This window comes from Thermaerobacillus caldiproteolyticus (genome assembly GCF_013761245.1).
GTDB lineage: Bacteria > Bacillota > Bacilli > Bacillales > Anoxybacillaceae > Thermaerobacillus > Thermaerobacillus caldiproteolyticus.
The window spans coordinates 590,509-609,900 of the sequence record NZ_JACDUT010000001.1; the positions used below are offsets into that span (position 1 = coordinate 590,509).

The window sequence follows — 19,392 nt, forward strand, 5'->3', positions numbered from 1 at the left end:
TAGCTAAACCGACAACAAACACCTGAATTATGATTACCGAAAAAGGAGAATATCCAAGTCGATGGAGACGAGATCACGGATTCGCTATGAATAAAAGCAGGAATTATTCCAACGTTATCCCTCTTTAACTTAAAGGAAGAAGCAATATTAAAATTGCCGCCCCATCTTCATTCATTTCTCACAACGCTATTTCCTCGGAAAACCGCCTTCCCGTCCTTCATCGATGGAAAAGGTGTGATTGCTCACACCTTTTCCTCCTCTTCGTGCCACTCGACACGCTCATAATAATGACTATAACAATGACGCAACAAATATGACGCAGCCTTTAATTGCACATGCTTTAATGGTGCGGTTAAATTTCTTAGCGAGGAGAACCATTGTTCATAGTGGCGCTTGTCAATCAATTGAACATCGCTTGGCGCATAACGGTAATCAATATACCCATAACGATTGAGGATAACTTTTTTAATTGGCAACTCAATCTGATGCCGTTCATATATACTTCTCACAATTTTCTCCATTCGTTGTAATCCCATTAATGGATTAAGCATTCGTTTTTCTCCTCTATTCGTTACTTCTGTCCAGAAGCGCTCAGGAGAACCGATGATAATGTTATCTTTTTCTCCCTCAGCAAATGTCATGCACCACGTCATCGTCGGACTTAATAAAATGATTTCTCCCTCGACAGGAGCATTTTTCACCAAAAATACAGGCTTATATAAACATAAATACGTATCTGGAAAGCGTTGTAGAAAATATTGGAGCGGCTCCTCGTAATAAAATTTTTTGTCAACAATCGACTCATGCTTTAAGGTGGAACTCGCCCATTTCATTTGCAGCTGAAACACTTTTTCTAAAAATAATATTTTTAACTCATCGAGCGTTCTCGGCTCTGTTGTAAATGACAAAAATAATTCTTCCTCTTGATCCTGTTCCTTCTCAATCGACTCCTCTTTTTCTTCCGGTGAACGCCGTTGGAACCAATTTTTCATTCTCTCAAAAAATGATGGTTTTTCTTCAATCCAATCCCACGTTGAATCAGGTAAGGAAGGAGTGTAATGATTGACCTCCCCTCTTTCCCACGCTTCTTTTACGTTCTTCCAATGTTTTTTCTTTAACCGAATAAACTCGCTAGCATAGCGATATACATCCGTTTCATATCTAGAAATATAATCTTGAAGCTTGATTAATTGTCCCACACAAGCAACCCCCGATGAACTTTTTACTACTTTTTATAATAAAACAGCAACAAAAAACGGGCAAAGTAAAGCAGCAAAAACGGCGCTTAATGTCATCGCAATTGAGCTAATCGCTGCCTCTTCTTTTCCTATTTCCAATGCTTTCACCGTACCGATTCCATGCGAAGCACTCCCTAATCCGATTCCGACACCAAGCGGATGTGTAATGTTGAACATGCGTAGCAACGAAGGACCAAAAATCGCTCCAAATATCCCCGCAATCATCACATATACCGCCGCTAATGTTGGAATGCCGCCAATCGCTTTCGCAATATCCATCGCTACTGGCGAAGTAACCGATTTTGGAAGAAGGGATAAAAAGAGCTTTTGATTAAGGTGGAAAACATATGCAAACAATGCACCGCTTAGTATGCCGACTACTGTTCCTGCCAAAACGGCTTGAACAACAGGCCAAAAAAATCGTTTCAAAGTTTGGCGATATTGATAGAGGGGAAACGCGAGTGCCACAACCGCTGGTCCAAGCAATCCACCAATCCATTTTCCCCCTTCCATGTATACTTCATACGGAAGATGAACTGTCAAAAGAATGACTACAATTATCAATGTTGTCGTTACAATCGGCGAAAGAAGGGGAGTATAAAAACGGGCATATACTTTTTTCATCATATAATAAATGACAACTGTTACGAAAATAAACAACAGCGCATTTCCCATTATCCTTCCATCCCCCTTGACACTTTATTGCCTAATGGAGAAGCTGTTTCTTTTCTCGCCCTCCATTGCCCAATCGCTCCTGACAATACCATTACGATTATCGTACTGACAATGACATCAACAATAGACAGCACCCCTTGTCCTTGAAATAACGAAATATACTCAATAACGCCGACAGTAGCCGGTACAAATAACAACGGCAAATGGGCTAATAAAAACTTTCCTCCTTGTCCAAGCCATTCTTCTTTTATAATGTTGGTGATAAGAAGAAGAAACAATAGTATCATTCCAATAATGCTGCCGGGAATCAGAAGATGAAACAAGTGTTGTATCCATGTGCCGATAAGATAAAATCCGTATAAACCAGCAATTTGCAAGATAACAACAATAGCTCGTTTCATCATCTTTCTCCTTTCTCACCTAAAAGAGGAAACAAAGCAATTGCTTCGTACTTCGGCGTTCGGTCTAAGTGCGTTTGATAAAGAACAACATGCCGAACCTCAAAACTCCCTCGACTTTCCCCCATCTTTCTCATCTCCTCTAAACGAAACTCATCGTCTCCTCGCCATTTGCGCGCAACGGTAATATGTGGAATAAATGGTCGTTTGTCTAGCGAAAAACCAATTTCAACACATGCCGTATATACATCGCGTTGCAGCACCATTAACTTCTCCTCTTTTTCTACCCCTTGCCATAAAATGCGGGGCGCAATGGGATTTCCAAATGTCCTGAGCGTTGCAAGCGATAGCGTAAACGGGGCATGCGTATTGGCTACTTTGCATATTGCCTTACGAACCGCTTCTAACTGCTTGGGCGAAACGGCGCCTAAAAAGGCTAATGTAATATGATAATCTTCCTGATGTACCCATGTACGAAACGGAAAATGTAATGCCACCGTTTTTTGCCACTTGGCTAACTGTTCCTTGACCTCACTCGTTAAAGGTACAGCCAGAAAATAATGCGTGTTTCCCATACGTCCCCTTCTCTCTAAGATAATTTCCTCAATTTTATCAAATTTTCTCCTATGAAAAAAGGACATCTCTTTACGAGACATCCGGTACATTTCTTCGTTCTTTCATCATCATCGTGCCTAATATGACCAATCCGATAAACGTTAACACGCTAAAGAATAAATAGACGTATCCAATATGATAATAGTCAAGAATATAACCGCCTGCAAACGTACAAAACCAGCTTCCCAATCCATTCCCAACAGCAGAATATAGTGAAACCGCTGTTACCCTGACGTGATCGGGAGCAAGCTCACGCACATATTGTAACGCAGCCGGAATGAACAAACCAACAGAAAATCCTTGAACAATCGTTGTCATATACACAAGAGTAAGAGATGGTTCAAAAAAATAAAACATCCAGCGTAATGCAGAAATCGTGGCAGCAAAAATTAAAATCGCTACTGTTCCATAACGGCGAATGAGGCCATCGGTGATTTTCATAAACGGCGCCTCGCTTCCCGCCGCAAGTAAAAATGCGAATCCGATTCCTGTCAATGTTCCTCCGATTTCCTTTATAAACACACCAAAATAAAAATTGTTGGCATAAATCGGACCGAATACAAGAAACGTCGTCACTAAAAATAAAACAAATCTCGGAATTCGAAACAACTGTACCATTCCGCGGCCAATTTCCACTTTCATCGCTTGGCTCTCGCGCGGTAATCTCCAAGCAAGCATAGCAGACAATAATAAGATGAAAGCAAATATATAGAAAATCGCAACAAGTGAAAACCGATCTGACAACCAACCTCCTATAAGGACAGCCAGCGCAAATCCAATTGAACCCCATAAACGAATCGAACCGTAGCTTCCTTCTATTTTTTGCACATAATTTAATGTAATACTGTCAGAAATCGGAACAATCGCGCTTTGCGTAAACGCTAACAAAGCCGCCACAATAAGAAGCCAACCATACTGATGAACAGAAGAATAGAGAAAACCAATCAAAGCGGTACTGAGTAAGGAAATTACTAACACAGCAACCGGTTTGCGCGTATAATCGCTAATCATTCCCCAAACAGGCTGTACAAAAATCATCACAATTGGGCTAATCGACATGATTGCACCGATTTCCGTCCCTGAAAGTCCAACATCTTCTTGCAAATACACGGACAAAAGCGGAAACAGCGATCCAAATCCAAAAAATATTAAAAAATAAAATAATTGAAAAGTTGTTTTGTTCGATGATTCCCCTCGTTTTAATGCTACCTCCATGTTGCTCTGCATCCCTTCGTTCTCAGAAAAAGCACCGCTCTACATGGAGCGGTACTCATCACTTTTTTTCTTTATCATAACATATTTTAGGAACTTTTTCACTTCGCTAGTTCATAAATCGCCTGCGCATAAATCGCCGTGACTTTTAGCAAATCATCAATGATAATATATTCATCTTTTTGATGTGCTACATCTTGTCTTCCTGGGAAAAGTGGTCCAAACGCCACTCCAGCCTGAAGCGAGCGAGCGTACGTGCCCCCTCCGATCGAAAGGAGTGTAGCTTGTTCTCCCGTTTGTTCCTCGTACACCCGCTGCAGTGTTTGAACAAGAGCATGATTTTGGTCAATGTGATGCGGCTTTGAATCACTGAAGTTTTCGAGCGCAAATCCGTGTTCTGCCGCCAACTGTTCCATCGTGCGCTTCGTCTTTTCGATATCATTTGTGACTGGATAACGTAAGTTAATGCCGATTTTTCCACCTGACTCTTGATTATAAGCCAGAATCCCGACATTGACGGTTAAATCACCTGTAATGTCATCTGAATATGAAATTCCAATCGTTTTACCGCGAGAATCACCGACAAAATATTCATTGAGAAAGCGAATAAATGATTGGGCATGTTTATCGAGCGACATTTTCGCTAAAAAGCTCACGAGCAATAGCCCTGCATTTTTCCCGTTATCCGGTTCCATCGCATGGGCAGAAACTCCCTCAAGCTGGAGCGTTACCGTATGCTCATTCAATAAAACGTTTCCGTTTAAACCAGTTTCATCGAGAAATTGACGAAAACGTTGCTCAATCTCAGCGTCACGTTCCCCTTCCACCAACAACACTGCCTCTGCAAAATCAGGTACCATATTATATCGTCTTCCGGCGCTTAATGATTGAAGCTGAATTTCTCCACCTTCGTTCGTTGCGGTCAGTTTTTGCTGCAAATCAACATCTACAATTCCTTTTTCCGCATAAATAATCGGAAAATCAGCATCTGGTGCAAATCCCATCGTTGGCATTTCTTCATGCTTAAAATAATGATCAACACAGCGCCACTTGCTTTCTTCATCAGTGCCAATAATCATACGCACTCGCTTACTCAATGGCAAGTTAAGCTCTTTAACAATTTTCATCGCGTAAAATGCTGCCATCGTTGGCCCTTTATCGTCAATCGCACCACGAGCATATATTTTTCCATCCCGAATTTCAGCCGCAAACGGATCGCTCGTCCATCCATCTCCTGGGGGAACAACGTCAACATGGCATAAAACGCCGATCAGTTCATCTCCTTGCCCCATTTCTAGATGCCCTGCTAAGCCATCGACATTTTTGGCAATGAATCCTTCTTCTTGCCCGCGTTTCAGCAAAAATTGCAACGCTTCATACACTCCTTGTCCAAGCGGTGCTTCTGCTGTCGCACGTTCTTCATCGAGCACGCTCGGAATGCGCAGCAATGTTTGGGTATCACGAATCAAATCATCTTTTCGTTTTTCCACTTCTTCCATCCAGTTGACTTTCATCATAAACCCCTTCCTCTTTTTCAATTCCCTTCCTCGCCAACGTATCATAAAACAATAAAAAAAGTCAAAGCTTGGTAAAAAGTTTTCGTTGCTTTTTCTTTCATTACAATAACATTAAGGGAATATAAAAAGATATTTAAATATTTTGTGAATATCAGCAAATAGGTAGCATTTTTCTCTTATATTCGTGTACAATATACAATAGACAGAAGAAACAGACATCTAGAAATAATCTCTCATCTTAGAAGCAGCAATGTTGTGCCATGCGAATTAAGTAATGATAGGGAGTGATCTCTTGAAACCTTCAACTCATCGCATGCTAACGCGTATTAAATCTGTCTACATGTTCATTAACGAGAGAGGGACTGTCACAACCCAGGAACTCGTCGATGAATTTGGTATCACTCCAAGAACCATTCAGCGTGATTTAAACGTGTTAGCGTACAACGACCTAGTTCGCAGCCCTAGCAAAGGCAAATGGACGACGACCAATAAGAAGGTGAGAATGTCCTCTTAGCTGGTATGAGAGAGAGAAAGGTGAGAGGTTATTGAAACAAACATGGTTAGCCTCAATACTCCATAAAAAAGCAGATTATAAGCATTTGATATAAAAAGGAACCTTTTTTGGAAAGGTTCCCTTTTTTTGTTAATATGTTTGTGGTTGCTTTAACATATCAATTTCTTCTTCCGTCAATTCGCGATATTCACCGGGCTCTAGGGACGGATCAAGGGAAAGCGGCCCCATTTGAATCCGTTTTAAGTATACAACACGTTTTCCCACCGCTTGAAACATTCGCTTCACTTGATGAAACTTTCCTTCTGTAATCGTGACTTCCACATCCGAACGAAGTCCCGCTTTTAAAATAACTAATTCAGCTGGTTTCGTCTCATACCCGTCATCAAGAACGATCCCTCGACGGAATGCAGCTACGTCTTCCTCTGTCACTTCCCCGTCAATGACAGCAAAATACGTTTTCGGCACATGTTTTTTCGGCGACAGCAGCTGATGTGCCAGTTGCCCGTCATTTGTTAACAACAATAAGCCTTCCGTATCTTTATCTAAGCGTCCCACAGGAAACGGCGCAAACACCCGATCCTCTTCCTCCAACAAATCCACTACCGTTTCTTCCACCATATCCTCCGTCGCTGAAATCACTCCCGGCGGTTTATTCATCATTAAATAAATAAACTCTTTATACTCCACCTCTTCGCCCCATACCGTAACGACTTGCTCTTTCGGATTCACTTGTGTCTTCGGATCTTTCACGATTATGTCATCAACTTTAACAACTCCTGATTTCAATAATTTTTTTACTTCTTTACGCGTCCCATATCCCATATTTGCCAAAAGCTTATCAATTCGCAGACTCAATGATTCTTCCATCCTCTCATAAAATTTTTTCCTTGTTAGGCATTCGTCTAATCCGCTTTTATCCCTATGACATACACTACTTAAGAAAAAACAGAAAGGAGCTTTGCAGATGACAGACTATCGTCAACAACCAAGTCCTTCCCAATATCCCGGAGGGGTTCCAGGCTATCCTGGCGGCACCCCTGGCGGCTATCCTGGTGGTACTCCTGGTTATCCATCCTATCCAGGAAACCTCGAACAGCGCTTAAACCGCATCGAAAGAACACTTGAGCGTCATACGGAGCGCTTAAATCGCTTAAATCAACGCTTGCAGCGAGTAGAACGTCAACTTGGTCTTCCGTACACAGGCGGCAGCTTTTAATGTGCAAAGAAGGCTGTTACGAAACAGCCTTCTTTGCTTTTTTTCGTTGTAAAAACGCGAAGCGATTTCCAAACAAAGATGTAAGCAGCCCTGAGCGTTCGCTAATAAAGAAATAAACTCCCGCTCCAATGAGCGCACCCACCACTACGATGACCATCGAATCAAATCTTCCACCTTTATAATGCAACAACGCTTCTAATAAAGGTAACGCAAGTGCAACGAAAATAGACATAATCGTTGTAAAAATACCGATTAACACCGTTCGCCGAAACACAAATCCGTATCGATAATTGGTGTATTTTTTAATAATCCATAAATTAAACAGAACGGAAACAAAATAGCCCAATGTCGTCGCTAAAACCGCTCCAATTGTCGCAAACTTTGTAATAAGGAACGTGTTTAGCAAAAGCTTTATCAATAACCCAAGCGTCAAGCTAATGACAGTAAAGCGCTGCTGGTTGATTCCTTGCAATACCGCCGCTGTGACAGAAAACATGGCAAATAAAATTGCCGTCGGCGCATACCAGCGCAGCACCTGCTCGCCGAGCGGATCATAGCTGTAAAACGCCGCATACACCGGCTCTGCCAAGATTGCCATTCCTACCACCGCAGGCACTGTTAAAAACATGACAACTTGGAATGTTTGGTTCAAATATTTCCGCAACGATTTCCGGTCGTCGGCAACATACGCTTTCGTAATCGTTGGAATGAGTGTTAGCCCAAATGATGTCGCAAGCGTCACCGGAATAATGACAAGTTTTTGCGCCCATAAATTAAAAATGGAATACGCTTCTTCGGAAATTTTCGCAAGCCCTATGCTCGCCATCGCCCGGTTAAACGTAAACTGGTCAATGAGCTGATAAAGCGGAGTAGCTAGCCCTACAAACACAAATGGAGCTGCGTACATGATTAATTCCTTATACATCTCTTTTAAAGGAGGATGAAGCTGTCCGCGATCTTGCGCCAGCAGCTCGTTTAGATGTGCTTTCCGTTTCCACCAATACCAAATTAAGACCGCAAGTCCTCCCAAAGCGCCAACAAATGCCGCAAATGTAGCTAAACTAATTGCCGTCACTAGCGATCCGTGCATCACGCGCAGCACAATATAACAGCTGGCAAGCAAAAAAATAATGCGGACAAACTGTTCAACGACTTGCGATAAAGCAGTCGGGCCCATCGATTCATGGCCTTGGAAAAAGCCGCGTATTAAACTCATCACAGGCACAATGATAAGAGCGAAACTAACTGCGCGAATAACAGTGACAACATCGTGAACGGAATTCCCTTTCACTTGCTCCTCAATCACGAATGGTGCAATCCAAGGAGCGATCATATAGAGAACAATACACGCTACGATACCCGTTATCGTCATTAATAATAGTCCGGAACGGAATAACCGATAGCCGGTGCGATACTCCCCTAATGCGTTATATTTCGACACAAATTTCGAAACAGCAAGCGGCACCCCCGCCGTAGCAAGGCTAATAAAAATTTGGTAAGGCACGTATCCATACGAATAAAGTGCTCCACCTCGCTCTCCAACGAGCGGATGAAACGGAATTACATACACTAACCCGAGAATGCGCGACAACATTACACCTAACGTCAAAATAAACGTTCCACGCAGCAATTTTGAAGATGACATAATATCCCTTCCCTAGTATGACAGCTTTTAAAACGATAACTACTGTATTTTATCATAATCGTTATCTAGTCGAGAAATTTTCTTCTCTTGACTATAATAGAGAAAGAAAGGCTGGTGAAGCAAGTGACATATGATGTTATTGTTATCGGCGGCGGCCCGTCTGGATTAATGGCAGGGATTGCCGCAGCAGAGCAAGGAGCAAAGGTGCTTCTCGTCGATAAAGGAGACAAGCTTGGGCGCAAACTCGCCATTTCCGGGGGTGGACGGTGCAATGTGACAAATCGTTTGCCTGTCGACGAAATCATCAAACATATTCCCGGAAACGGCCGGTTTTTATACAGCGCGTTTTCTGTGTTTAACAATGAGGACATTATTCGCTTTTTTGAACGTCTTGGCATTCGTTTAAAAGAAGAGGACCACGGTCGGATGTTTCCTGTAACGGATAACGCGCAGTCGGTAGTAAACGCGCTTATCAATCAACTAAAAAAATTAAACGTAGACATTCGAGTGAACACACCGGTGGCAGACGTCGAATACGAAAATGGAAAAATCGTTGGCATTACGTTAAAAACAGGAGAATTTATTTCTGCCAAATGTGTCGTCGTGGCTGTTGGCGGCAAATCCGTTCCACAGACAGGCTCAACCGGGGACGGCTACGCCTGGGCAGAAAAAGCAGGACATACTGTAACAGAGTTATTTCCAACTGAAGTTCCTATTACATCAAAAGAACCGTTTATTCAACAAAGAACATTACAAGGTCTTTCGCTCCGAGATGTGGCGTTAAGCGTGTTAGATCCGAAAGGGAAACCAATCATTGCTCATCGGATGGATATGATTTTTACTCATTTCGGCATTTCTGGTCCTGCAGCACTTCGTTGTAGCCAATTTGTTGTGAAGGCGTTAAAAAAATATCAAACTGGCTACGTCACAATGAGTATTGATGCCATACCCGACAAAAACGCTGAAGAAATATTTCAGTCCATCGTAAGCAGGCTCAAAGCCGAGCCAAAAAAAGCGGTAAAAAATGTTGTAAAAGGGATTCTACCAGAGCGGTATTTGCTATTTTTGTTAGAGAAAAACGAAATCGACCCGCAAACACTGGCAGGTACGCTGTCACACGAAAAGGTGCGCTTATTCGTACGCGACTGCAAGCAATTTCAATTCCACGTGCATGGCACATTGCCAATTGAAAAAGCATTCGTCACCGGTGGCGGCGTGTCTGTAAAAGAAATTCATCCGAAAGAAATGTCATCCAAATTGATGGAGGGGCTTTATTTTTGTGGAGAAATTTTAGACATTCACGGCTACACTGGTGGGTATAACATCACTGCCGCCCTCGTCACTGGAAGACTTGCCGGAATGAACGCAGCCAAACATGCGCTAACGAACAGGGCCTAACCGTATTTCGGTTAGGCTCGATAAATGACCATTGCCGAAAAGCAATAAATTTGCTCCCCCTCTGATTCCATCAACGCCACTTCGTATTTAATATCAATCAGCTGTCCCTCTTTTAACCCTGCCAAAAATGCATTCACCGCGCGTTCCAAATCTTTTTCATGCTCTTCATCGAATACTTTCACTTTGTACATTGCCCACTCCTCCTCTACCCGAAGCAAGACATATGGTTTGATTTAATTTTTTTCAATCATCTCCCTTAATACTTGTTCATTTAATCCTTTTTGACAAAACTGAAAAGAAATCTCCTTTATTCGTTTCACACGATCAATAACTTGCCCAAGATGATAAGCGGTGTGTTCGACAAGATGATATAAGCGATGTACATCGATTTTCCTATGATGAAAATTGGCAATACATGCGATCATTTCATCTTGCCATTCATCGAATGTTTTTTGAACATATTCACATAATTTATCCGATGTCCAATCAAAATCCGGAAAATATTCTTCGATCCCTTTTGAAAATGTGATTGTCAGATTTTTCGACTGTAACGTATTTCTTCGAATATGTTCACATATATGAAGAACAATTCCCCCTATGGCATTCATCCCTTTCGCTTCACGCATCCAAAGTTCCTCTCTGCTCAAAACTTGAAGAGCCTGCAATAGCTTGGGTAAATAATGTTCATACATACGATGAAGAGAGATTTTTAAAAACAATAATAAAGCATCATTCTTTTCCATTTTTATCCCCCCTATTAAAAATCTTTTTCCTCTCTCTCCAAAACTCCTTTATAGATTTAATAAAAAATAAAAATCAATGAAGTTAATAAGCCGAAATAGACAACGTATACTACAATATTGTTTCAAAAGAACAATCAGCGAGAGGCGATTTCTTCCAAACTTCACTTTCTTTTTACTAATTCGGTACATCAGGAAGCTGCCATATAACCTTCATATGTATAAACAGGCCGTTAATTTATATAAAAAAGACGGTTTAGAGAATCTACAATCACTTCAATTTAGGAAGTTTTTCAATTCTTAGAGTCTGAAATCCCAGTTCTCAAGCGTATTTAAGCCTTTTCCTCTTCATTAATATGATGAACCTTAGCTCGGTTTCATGTATGTATGAAGAAATAACTAATGCCATTCAGAGTAATAGAAACGTGTTATTTAGCAAATAATAATTCGAACCAAAGACTATCAATCAATTGCATAAATCTTAGACATTCTTGAACGAATGGCAACAGATTGACTTTGGCTAAAACTTTTCCTTCACAGTACCCTACATCATCCACACAGATGGAAACAACAAAAAAAGAGGGATAGTATGACAATTCAAGAGATGCGTATATCCCATTTTCATTCAATTCCGTTACCTCCGCAACAAGCAAAGCTAGCACAATGACAAGAGGCAAAATAGACAAAGCAAAAGAAAGAGAATTTGCGAGGAAGAGAGAAAGAATGGATAGTAAAACCAGATAAAACGCTTTCTTTCAAAAATGATTTCGATTTCATATGGAGTGGTCCTCTTTTGTCATGCAAGCATGTAACTTTTTGAACCAAATTCTCCATCTTGCTTACTAATCTGGAAATGGCTTCGTATGAGCCATTTATGACAATTCTGTTTTAAACTATCTCCCCTGACATCATTGATCACAAACAAAACATCAGTGGAGGAAAAAATCCCCCACTGATGAGATACCACTTTATTTCACCCCTACCGCATCAAAGGCCTGCTTCACAGAAGCGACTTCCTGGCTTGTCGAACCGTACAAGTCAGTGGCTGATTGAACAGCGGCAGCACGAAGTTGGCTAAAGTTGGACGTTGGTGTTAAATATTGCGTTAATGCACGATAGAAAATTTTCCCCAATTTATCGCGTCCGATTCCGACAACACTCACACCGTAATGCGTACCGCCTTGGCTAATCAAATAAGCGGCTTTGTTGATAATTCCGCTATTGATATGAACCCCGCCATTATCTTGCGTGCCTGTATAGCGCTTTGAATAGTGATCTGGATCACCATACTTTGCCGGATCGGACATCGAACGGAGCGAATCCCCTGAAATACCAGGTGTATACACATCCTCTCCAATTTCCCAATCTGGATTTTTGTTAGCGTAAAATTCGACTAACGTTCCAAAAATATCAGATATTGCCTCATTAATTGCACCAGATTCGTTTTGATAAATGAGTCCGGCTGTATAATCGGTTACCGCATGCGTTAACTCATGTGCGACCACATCAATACCACCAGAAAGTGGAATAAATGTTTGACCATCACCATCGCCATACACCATTTGCGAACCGTTCCAAAATGCGTTATTATAGCCTTGGCTATAATGAACGGATGATCTAATAGCTGCATTATTTCCGTCGTAACTGAGACGGTTATGAACATTTTTATAGTAGTCATATGTCACACCAGCGTAATAATGAGCATCAACCGCTGGAGCATCATAGCTCGCAAAAAATTGGTTATCTGCATCTGCCCATAAGCTTCCCGGCAATGTCGTACGGTATTTCGCATCATACGTGAAAATCCCATTTCCACGCGTATTATCTTGTAAATAGTAGTACGTAGAGTAGGTTGTATTAATATTTTTTTGATCACCAAGTACTCCTCTTCCCACTCCGACAGTTGATGTTCCTGTTATCGACTTCACATCACCTGGTTTTGCGGCGTCAAGTTGGTTAAATTTATTTAAAATTTTTCCGTCTACGGCATCAATGATATACAGCCAGTTTCCTGGTTCAGGAGTTAAAAAGTTTAAATTGACAACGTACGCTAAAGAAGCCTCGTCCCCATTGACATAAACAACAAACTCGGTGTCTTTTCCCTGTTCATATTCCGGTACTTCCTTTGTTACATTTGCCACTAAATCTTTTTCAGCAATGTCACGCGCTTGTTTCTCACTCAATTTCTTCCCGCTTTTTAAGGATCCTTTCGTGTCCAAATTCGGAATCAGTGTCCCTGATAGCGCCGTCAGCGTGCCATCTTTCACGTGCGCAGTTACTACTGCTCCAAACACAGGAATCCCTTTATACGTTTGTTGGAAGCGCATAAACGTAAAACCAAGGTTATCATTTTTCTTTTCTTTCAATTGTAGAGTATCCTTAGCGTTTTCATGAAATTTAAACTTGTTTTCGTTTTTTTCAACATATTGATAGACGAGTTCTTCTGGGGATGTGCCATTCACTTTCAGCAGATCACCGGAGATGAATTGAGGGGTTTGAAATTGTTGGTTCCATGTAACGTGTTCCGTTGAAGCCAGCGCATTGTAAGGTAAAAATACTTGGGCCGCTAGTCCTGCTGCAAGACCAAACGATGCTAATTTCATTTTCATTTTCCTTTTCATTTTTCATCCTCCTTTATTCTTTGTATTTAGAATATTAACACAATATTTACAGTATTTGTATTGGGAAAAATAGAGTCTGATATAGTTGATAATTCCCTACGTTTTTTTCACATTTTCCTATGCATGAAAAAAGACAGCTAGAAAACTAGCTGTCTTTTTGCTTATTCCTCTTCAAATAATCGTTGCTGGTGGATGTTCATCTTTCGCTGCAATGATGATGGTTGGAGGCGGATGTTCGTCTTTTGCCACATATTTTGGTTCTTGGTCACTACCAATGAGAACAAGTAAACTCATAATACCAAACGTCATGATTCCTAATAAAAGCTTTTTCAAAAAAATCCCTCCTAAATATTTATCATATTTTTTAGAAATTGATAACTCATTTTATAGAATTTGCTTGCTAGTTTATACTTATGACGTTTCTCGTAATAGATTGCCAAGTATTCAGCGTATTGTGCAACATCTTCATATTTTTTAAACCTTTGAAAATAAGGGAGCACTCGATCTTTCATAAATGTTTCAAATTCATTTTCCGAAATATCTTCTGATAGTAAATATTGATAAACTGTGAAATGAAGATAATATTCATAATACGTTGTCATCCCATCTTTTTCCCTCTTGAGAAGCTGCAAACTTTCCTCTACATTGGCTAATGCTTTTTTATAGTTTTTGGAAACATAATATTCTTTGATGAGAGAAAACAACGTAATAAATCTAGCTTGTAATGAAGAGTTTCGCTTATACAGCAAACTCTTCTTATAATGCTGAATGGCTTCATAATGCTCATGTTTCATTGACATTAAGTAGCCTAGGTTATGCTCAATCGTACCTAATAATTCGGTATCATTAATGATTTGGGCAATTTTATGGGCCAATGAATAGCATTCGATCGCTTGATCTACTTCTCCGTACCTTCTGTAACAAATACCAAGTAAAATGTGGCATTCAGCGCTTCGCTTTAAATCGTATTCGGATTGGTAAATCGCTAAAGCATGCTGCGCATAGTTAATACAGCCTAATATTCTCCAGAGCCGGCTATAAACAAGCGCTAGTAAATAATGCAAATCAGCTTCTTCCCATTTTTCAAATGATTGGCTTCGAAATCGCTGCTCCGCCTTTTTATAATATTCCAAAGCATCTTCATATTTTTCCTTGCAATAGTAAAGTAGACCTAAAAATTTATAATAATAATACTTCATCACATCATCAAAGGTGTCATACAATTCCCTTAATTTGATCAACAACGCTTCGACAGTATGAATATCTTTTAATAACAAGTGATAGCGCATTTCAAACAACAGAAAGTAAGCGATGGATTCCGCCCCCTGGACGTCATCGAAAGTTCGTTTGATTTCCTCGTACATCCGGGCTGCTTCCTGTCGGTTTTTATCCGTAATCGTTTTGTACCATAATAACAATTTACTTGTTAATTCATCTTGTCTATTTTTCAGGATATTGTTGATTCCCAACCGTTGACAAAGGAGGCGAAGCACTTCTTCACTTGGAACCACTTGATTGTTTTCAATTTTTGATAAATATGATACGGAAATAATTCCGTCAGCCACTTCCTCTTGCGTTAACTTATGTTTGATACGGGAAAATTTTAAGCGATCACCAATCTTCAAATAATACCTACTCCTTCTTAATTTTTTACTAATATAAATTTACTAAAAATTATACACATTTTCTCCTCCAAAAGGAACTACTCATTTGGGCTATAGGAATAGAAATGTCTGAAGACCGTATCGCTTATATGACTATTATATAGTCTGCTTTCTATTGTATTATTGGGAAAATTGGCATAAATTCCAATCACTTATTCAATGTGAAATGACCCAACTTGGGAAAATTTTTTATCGGTCAACGCAAAAAAACCTTCATCGAATCGATGAAGGTTACTCTATTTTATCTCGGTTGATAAGCTAAAATTTGTCTCACAAATTCACGGGAATCTTCTAAATGGCTTTCGATAATCGCCTGCACAATGGCGATGTTGAGATTTTTGTTATCATGGAACATAACGATTCATCAATGACATCTTCTGAAGTAAATCGAACGCATCACGGCTTGATTGGGGGATGCCTAGCAATATGCATGCAATATCAATAATTGCCTCACAGGCACGTTGAATATTTAATAATGATAGAATCTTGCTTCGTATAATTGTTAGCATATTCCTCTTTAATCCGTTTAATGCAACGATCAATGACATTTGCATGTTTATGATCATATCCACTCTCCGTCAGGATTTCACAGCGTTCTTCGTTTATCCTTGAGTACTTTTCATCTTAAATTGATCTTTCTTTACATCGTTGATACAGTTCCATAAAAAATAATTTGTACTTGCAATACGGTTGATGCCAGAGAAATCAACATCACGGTGAAGCAATGTGGCTAATTGTTATGCTAACAGTAGTTCAAGCTATTTCCATTGTCATAGACAATGTCCATATCGCTTTGTCATTGCACTTTCCCTTTTGATTATGAACCAAGCAAGTAATAAGCGTAGGGACTTTCTCGACTAAAACCCATCGTAATGAGTCGCTGTTCCTGTTCTGTTAATGCCAAAGCTGTCACGCCTTTGAAACAGTCTCTCCGTCCCACGCCAGCATACCACCGACCATATTGCGGACTTTGTACCCCATGTCTTGTAAGTAGCGGCAGACGTTTTCACTGCGGGCGCCGGAACGACAGATAAAGATGTATTCTTCGTCTTTGTTAAACTCGTCTAAACGATGGGGAATATCGCCCATTTTAATATGCTTTGCTCCCGGAATCATCCCGAATGCAACTTCCTCGTCTTCGCGCACATCAACTAAGTTCAGTTTTTCACCGCGCTCAAGTTTTTCTTTCAATTCTTCCGCCGTAATTTCTTTAATCCCTTCCATCGTCAAATCCCCTTTCAATTTATGGCCCCTCACAGAAAAAGTGAGGGGCTTAATTTTAATTTGCAACAATATTCACTAATTTACCAGGTACGGTAATCACTTTTCGCACTGTTTTTCCTTCGATTTGTTCTTTAATTTTCGCATCTTCCATTGCGAGTTGTTCTAGCTGTTCTTTGGAAGCATCCGCCGGTACATGCAATTTCGCACGCACTTTGCCGTTTATTTGGACAACAATCTCCACTTCGTCTTCTACTAATTTTGCTTCATCGTACGCTGGCCATGATTCGTATGCGATCGTACTGTTATGACCAAGTTTTTCCCATAATTCTTCAGCAATATGCGGGCAAACCGGTGATAACAATTTCACGAATCCTTCCATATACGCTTTTGGCAATACCGGCGCTTTGTACGCCTCGTTAATGAATACCATTAACTGAGAAATTGCTGTATTAAAGCGAAGTGCTTCATAATCTTCCGTTACTTTTTTCACTGTTTGATGGTACACACGTTCAAGCGTATCTGTTTCAGGATTGTCGACGATGTTCGGATTTAACTCGCCATTTTCTTCGACAAACAAGCGCCAGACGCGGTCTAAGAAGCGACGTGCTCCATCCAATCCTTTTGTCGACCATGCGATCGATGCTTCAAGCGGCCCCATAAACATTTCATAAAGACGCAACGTGTCAGCACCGTGGCTTTCAATAATGTCATCCGGATTGACGACATTGCCTTTCGATTTGCTCATTTTTTCATTGTTTTCGCCAAGAATCATACCTTGGTTAAAGAGTTTTTGGAACGGCTCTTTTGTTGGTACAACGCCGATGTCATATAAGAATTTATGCCAGAAGCGCGCGTATAACAAGTGAAGAACGGCATGTTCGGCGCCGCCGATGTACACGTCAACCGGAAGCCATTTTTTTAATTTTTCAGGGTCGGCTAGCTGGTCAGGATTGTGCGGATCAATGTAGCGCAAATAATACCAGCAGCTTCCTGCCCATTGCGGCATCGTATTTGTTTCACGACGGCCTTTTTTGCCCGTCTTCGGATCGACGACATTGACCCAATCCTCAATATTCGCAAGCGGTGATTCCCCTGTGCCTGACGGTTTAATTTGATCGGTTTTTGGAAGCATAAGCGGAAGTTCTTCTTCAGGAACAGGTGTCATCGTGCCGTCTTCCCAGTGAATAATCGGAATTGGCTCGCCCCAGTAACGTTGACGGCTGAATAACCAGTCGCGAAGACGATATGATACTTTCTTTTCTCCTTTTCCATTCTCCTCCAACCATTCAATCATTTTTTGAATCGCTTCTTCTTTATTGAGACCGTTTAAAAAGTCGGAGTTAATATGTTCGCCATCGCCTGTGTATGCTTCTTTCGAAATATCGCCTCCAGCGACAACTTCTTTGATTGGCAAATTGAATTTTTTCGCAAACTCATAGTCACGCTCATCGTGGGCTGGTACCGCCATAATTGCACCTGTACCGTAGCTCATTAAAACATAATCGGCAATCCAAATTGGCAGCTTCTCCCCATTTACAGGGTTAATCGCATACGCTCCCGTGAAAACCCCTGTTTTTTCTTTCGCTAAATCTGTCCGCTCAAGGTCACTTTTGCTTTTAATTTGGTCTAAATACGCCTCCACTGCTGCCTTTTGCTCCGGTGTCGTAATTTTTTCGACAAGCGGATGCTCAGGAGCTAACACTGTATACGTTGCACCAAACAATGTATCTGGACGAGTCGTAAAGACAGTAAATGTTTCATTATGACCATCGACTTCAAAATGAATGTGCGCTCCTTCTGAACGGCCGATCCAGTTGCGCTGCATTTCTTTAATACTTTCCGGCCAGTCAAGCTCCTCTAAATCTTCAAGCAAACGGTCAGCATATGCCGTAATGCGAAGCATCCACTGTTTCATCGGCTTCCGAATGACCGGATGGCCGCCGCGTTCACTTTTTCCGTCAATAACTTCCTCGTTCGCCAACACTGTTCCTAACGCCGGGCACCAGTTGACAGGCACTTCATCCATGTAAGCTAAACCTTTTTCATACAATTTTAAGAAAATCCATTGCGTCCATTTGTAATAATTCGGATCAGTCGTATTGACTTCACGATCCCAATCGTACGAAAATCCTAATGCTTTAATTTGCCGACGAAAGTTATTAATGTTTTTCTCCGTAAATTCCGCGGGATCGTTACCTGTGTCTAGTGCATATTGCTCAGCCGGCAAACCAAACGCGTCCCATCCCATCGGATGAAGCACGTTGTAACCTTGCATTCGCTTCATGCGCGCTAAAATATCCGTCGCCGTATAGCCTTCTGGGTGGCCAACGTGGAGACCGGCACCAGATGGATACGGGAACATATCAAGCACATAAAATTTTCGCTTATCGTCATTGTCTATTGTCTTAAACGTTTTATTTTTTTCCCAATATGTTTGCCACTTCTTTTCGATTTCACGATGGTTAAAACTCATCTTGTTTCCTCCTATCTATCTCTTTCTTATTTGACCATTGTTAACAAAAAGGCGATGGAAAAAACCTCCCGCCCCTGAAAAAGGGACGAGAGGTTGAATTTCCCGCGGTACCACCCTTATTAGCACGCAATAAGCGTGCTCGCTTCAATCGTTAACGCAGATTCACGGCGAACATTACTAGGCTACAGAAGCTGTTTATGTTCGCAACTCCAAGGCGAGTTCGTGAACAAACTTCGGTTGAC

The 19,392-nt window shown here is 41.0% G+C and carries 18 protein-coding genes, 1 pseudogene and 1 other annotated feature (1 of these 20 only partly in view); of the genes and pseudogenes, 3 read left to right on the forward strand and 16 right to left on the reverse strand.

Going from position 1 to position 19,392, the window contains the following annotated elements; translation table 11 throughout:
* Positions 1-242: 242 nt before the first annotated feature.
* The 6 genes from HNR31_RS02990 to pepV form a co-directional block, all read right to left on the reverse strand.
* A complete protein-coding gene (locus HNR31_RS02990; RefSeq protein WP_181554759.1) occupies positions 243-1,199 on the reverse strand; it encodes an NERD domain-containing protein in 957 nt (318 codons plus the stop codon).
* Positions 1,200-1,232: 33 nt separating this feature from the next.
* Positions 1,233-1,913: an LrgB family protein gene (locus tag HNR31_RS02995; protein ID WP_181554760.1), complete on the reverse strand. Its 681-nt coding sequence runs from the start codon at positions 1,911-1,913 to the stop codon at positions 1,233-1,235.
* Positions 1,913-2,314 carry a CidA/LrgA family protein gene (locus tag HNR31_RS03000; RefSeq protein ID WP_181554761.1) on the reverse strand — a complete coding sequence of 134 codons (402 nt, stop codon included), beginning with the start codon at positions 2,312-2,314 and terminating at the stop codon, positions 1,913-1,915. Before HNR31_RS03000 ends, HNR31_RS02995 begins: the two co-directional genes overlap by 1 nt.
* A complete protein-coding gene (gene thpR / locus HNR31_RS03005; RefSeq protein ID WP_181554762.1) occupies positions 2,314-2,886 on the reverse strand; it encodes an RNA 2',3'-cyclic phosphodiesterase in 573 nt (190 codons plus the stop codon). The genes HNR31_RS03000 and thpR overlap by 1 nt, the downstream gene beginning before the upstream one ends.
* A 70-nt stretch (positions 2,887-2,956) precedes the next feature.
* Positions 2,957-4,141, reverse strand: coding sequence for an MFS transporter (locus tag HNR31_RS03010; protein WP_181554763.1), 1,185 nt, complete (start codon positions 4,139-4,141; stop codon positions 2,957-2,959).
* Between the two features lie 98 nt (positions 4,142-4,239).
* Positions 4,240-5,652: a dipeptidase PepV gene (gene pepV / locus HNR31_RS03015; RefSeq protein ID WP_181554764.1), complete on the reverse strand. Its 1,413-nt coding sequence runs from the start codon at positions 5,650-5,652 to the stop codon at positions 4,240-4,242.
* A gap of 295 nt (positions 5,653-5,947) precedes the next feature.
* Here pepV and HNR31_RS03020 point away from each other — a divergent pair, with 295 nt between their 5' ends.
* Positions 5,948-6,169, forward strand: a complete 222-nt coding sequence (locus HNR31_RS03020; RefSeq protein ID WP_181554765.1) for a DeoR family transcriptional regulator — start codon at positions 5,948-5,950, stop codon at positions 6,167-6,169.
* Between the two features lie 129 nt (positions 6,170-6,298).
* On the opposite strand, the gene HNR31_RS03025 is transcribed toward HNR31_RS03020, so the two are convergent.
* Complete coding sequence (locus HNR31_RS03025) at positions 6,299-7,024, reverse strand: pseudouridine synthase (protein ID WP_181554766.1); 726 nt, start codon at positions 7,022-7,024, stop codon at positions 6,299-6,301.
* 109 nt (positions 7,025-7,133) lie between these two features.
* Between HNR31_RS03025 and HNR31_RS03030 the strand changes: the two genes are divergently transcribed.
* Positions 7,134-7,385, forward strand: coding sequence for a hypothetical protein (locus HNR31_RS03030; protein WP_181554767.1), 252 nt, complete (start codon positions 7,134-7,136; stop codon positions 7,383-7,385).
* A gap of 16 nt (positions 7,386-7,401) precedes the next feature.
* Here the strand turns inward: HNR31_RS03030 and HNR31_RS03035 are convergent, their stop codons facing one another.
* On the reverse strand, positions 7,402-9,030 hold the full coding sequence (locus HNR31_RS03035; protein ID WP_181554768.1) for a putative polysaccharide biosynthesis protein: 1,629 nt from the start codon (positions 9,028-9,030) through the stop codon (positions 7,402-7,404).
* A gap of 123 nt (positions 9,031-9,153) precedes the next feature.
* On the opposite strand from HNR31_RS03035, the gene HNR31_RS03040 reads away from it, so the two are divergent.
* Positions 9,154-10,428 (forward strand): BaiN/RdsA family NAD(P)/FAD-dependent oxidoreductase, encoded by a 1,275-nt coding sequence (locus HNR31_RS03040; RefSeq protein ID WP_181554873.1) that lies wholly within the window; start codon positions 9,154-9,156, stop codon positions 10,426-10,428.
* Between the two features lie 11 nt (positions 10,429-10,439).
* On the opposite strand, the gene HNR31_RS03045 is transcribed toward HNR31_RS03040, so the two are convergent.
* From HNR31_RS03045 to leuS, 8 genes and pseudogenes are all read right to left on the reverse strand, one after another.
* Positions 10,440-10,619, reverse strand: a complete 180-nt coding sequence (locus tag HNR31_RS03045; protein WP_181554769.1) for a sporulation protein Cse60 — start codon at positions 10,617-10,619, stop codon at positions 10,440-10,442.
* A 42-nt stretch (positions 10,620-10,661) separates the two neighbouring features.
* The gene (locus HNR31_RS03050) at positions 10,662-11,171 is read right to left on the reverse strand and encodes a hypothetical protein (protein WP_181554770.1); all 510 of its coding nucleotides are present in this window, start codon (positions 11,169-11,171) and stop codon (positions 10,662-10,664) included.
* Between the two features lie 965 nt (positions 11,172-12,136).
* Positions 12,137-13,777 carry a M4 family metallopeptidase gene (locus HNR31_RS03055; RefSeq protein ID WP_181554874.1) on the reverse strand — a complete coding sequence of 547 codons (1,641 nt, stop codon included), beginning with the start codon at positions 13,775-13,777 and terminating at the stop codon, positions 12,137-12,139.
* A 183-nt stretch (positions 13,778-13,960) separates the two neighbouring features.
* Positions 13,961-14,122, reverse strand: a complete 162-nt coding sequence (locus tag HNR31_RS03060) for a hypothetical protein (protein WP_181554771.1) — start codon at positions 14,120-14,122, stop codon at positions 13,961-13,963.
* 11 nt (positions 14,123-14,133) lie between these two features.
* On the reverse strand, positions 14,134-15,414 hold the full coding sequence (locus tag HNR31_RS03065) for a tetratricopeptide repeat protein (protein ID WP_181554772.1): 1,281 nt from the start codon (positions 15,412-15,414) through the stop codon (positions 14,134-14,136).
* A gap of 280 nt (positions 15,415-15,694) precedes the next feature.
* Positions 15,695-16,035, reverse strand: a pseudogene (locus HNR31_RS03070) (DUF86 domain-containing protein).
* Between the two features lie 327 nt (positions 16,036-16,362).
* Positions 16,363-16,677, reverse strand: a complete 315-nt coding sequence (locus HNR31_RS03075; protein WP_181554773.1) for a rhodanese-like domain-containing protein — start codon at positions 16,675-16,677, stop codon at positions 16,363-16,365.
* Positions 16,678-16,732: 55 nt separating this feature from the next.
* Positions 16,733-19,150, reverse strand: a complete 2,418-nt coding sequence (leuS, locus tag HNR31_RS03080; protein WP_181554774.1) for a leucine--tRNA ligase — start codon at positions 19,148-19,150, stop codon at positions 16,733-16,735.
* Positions 19,151-19,228: 78 nt separating this feature from the next.
* Positions 19,229-19,392 (reverse strand) — a binding site (T-box leader) (it continues 65 nt past the right edge of the window).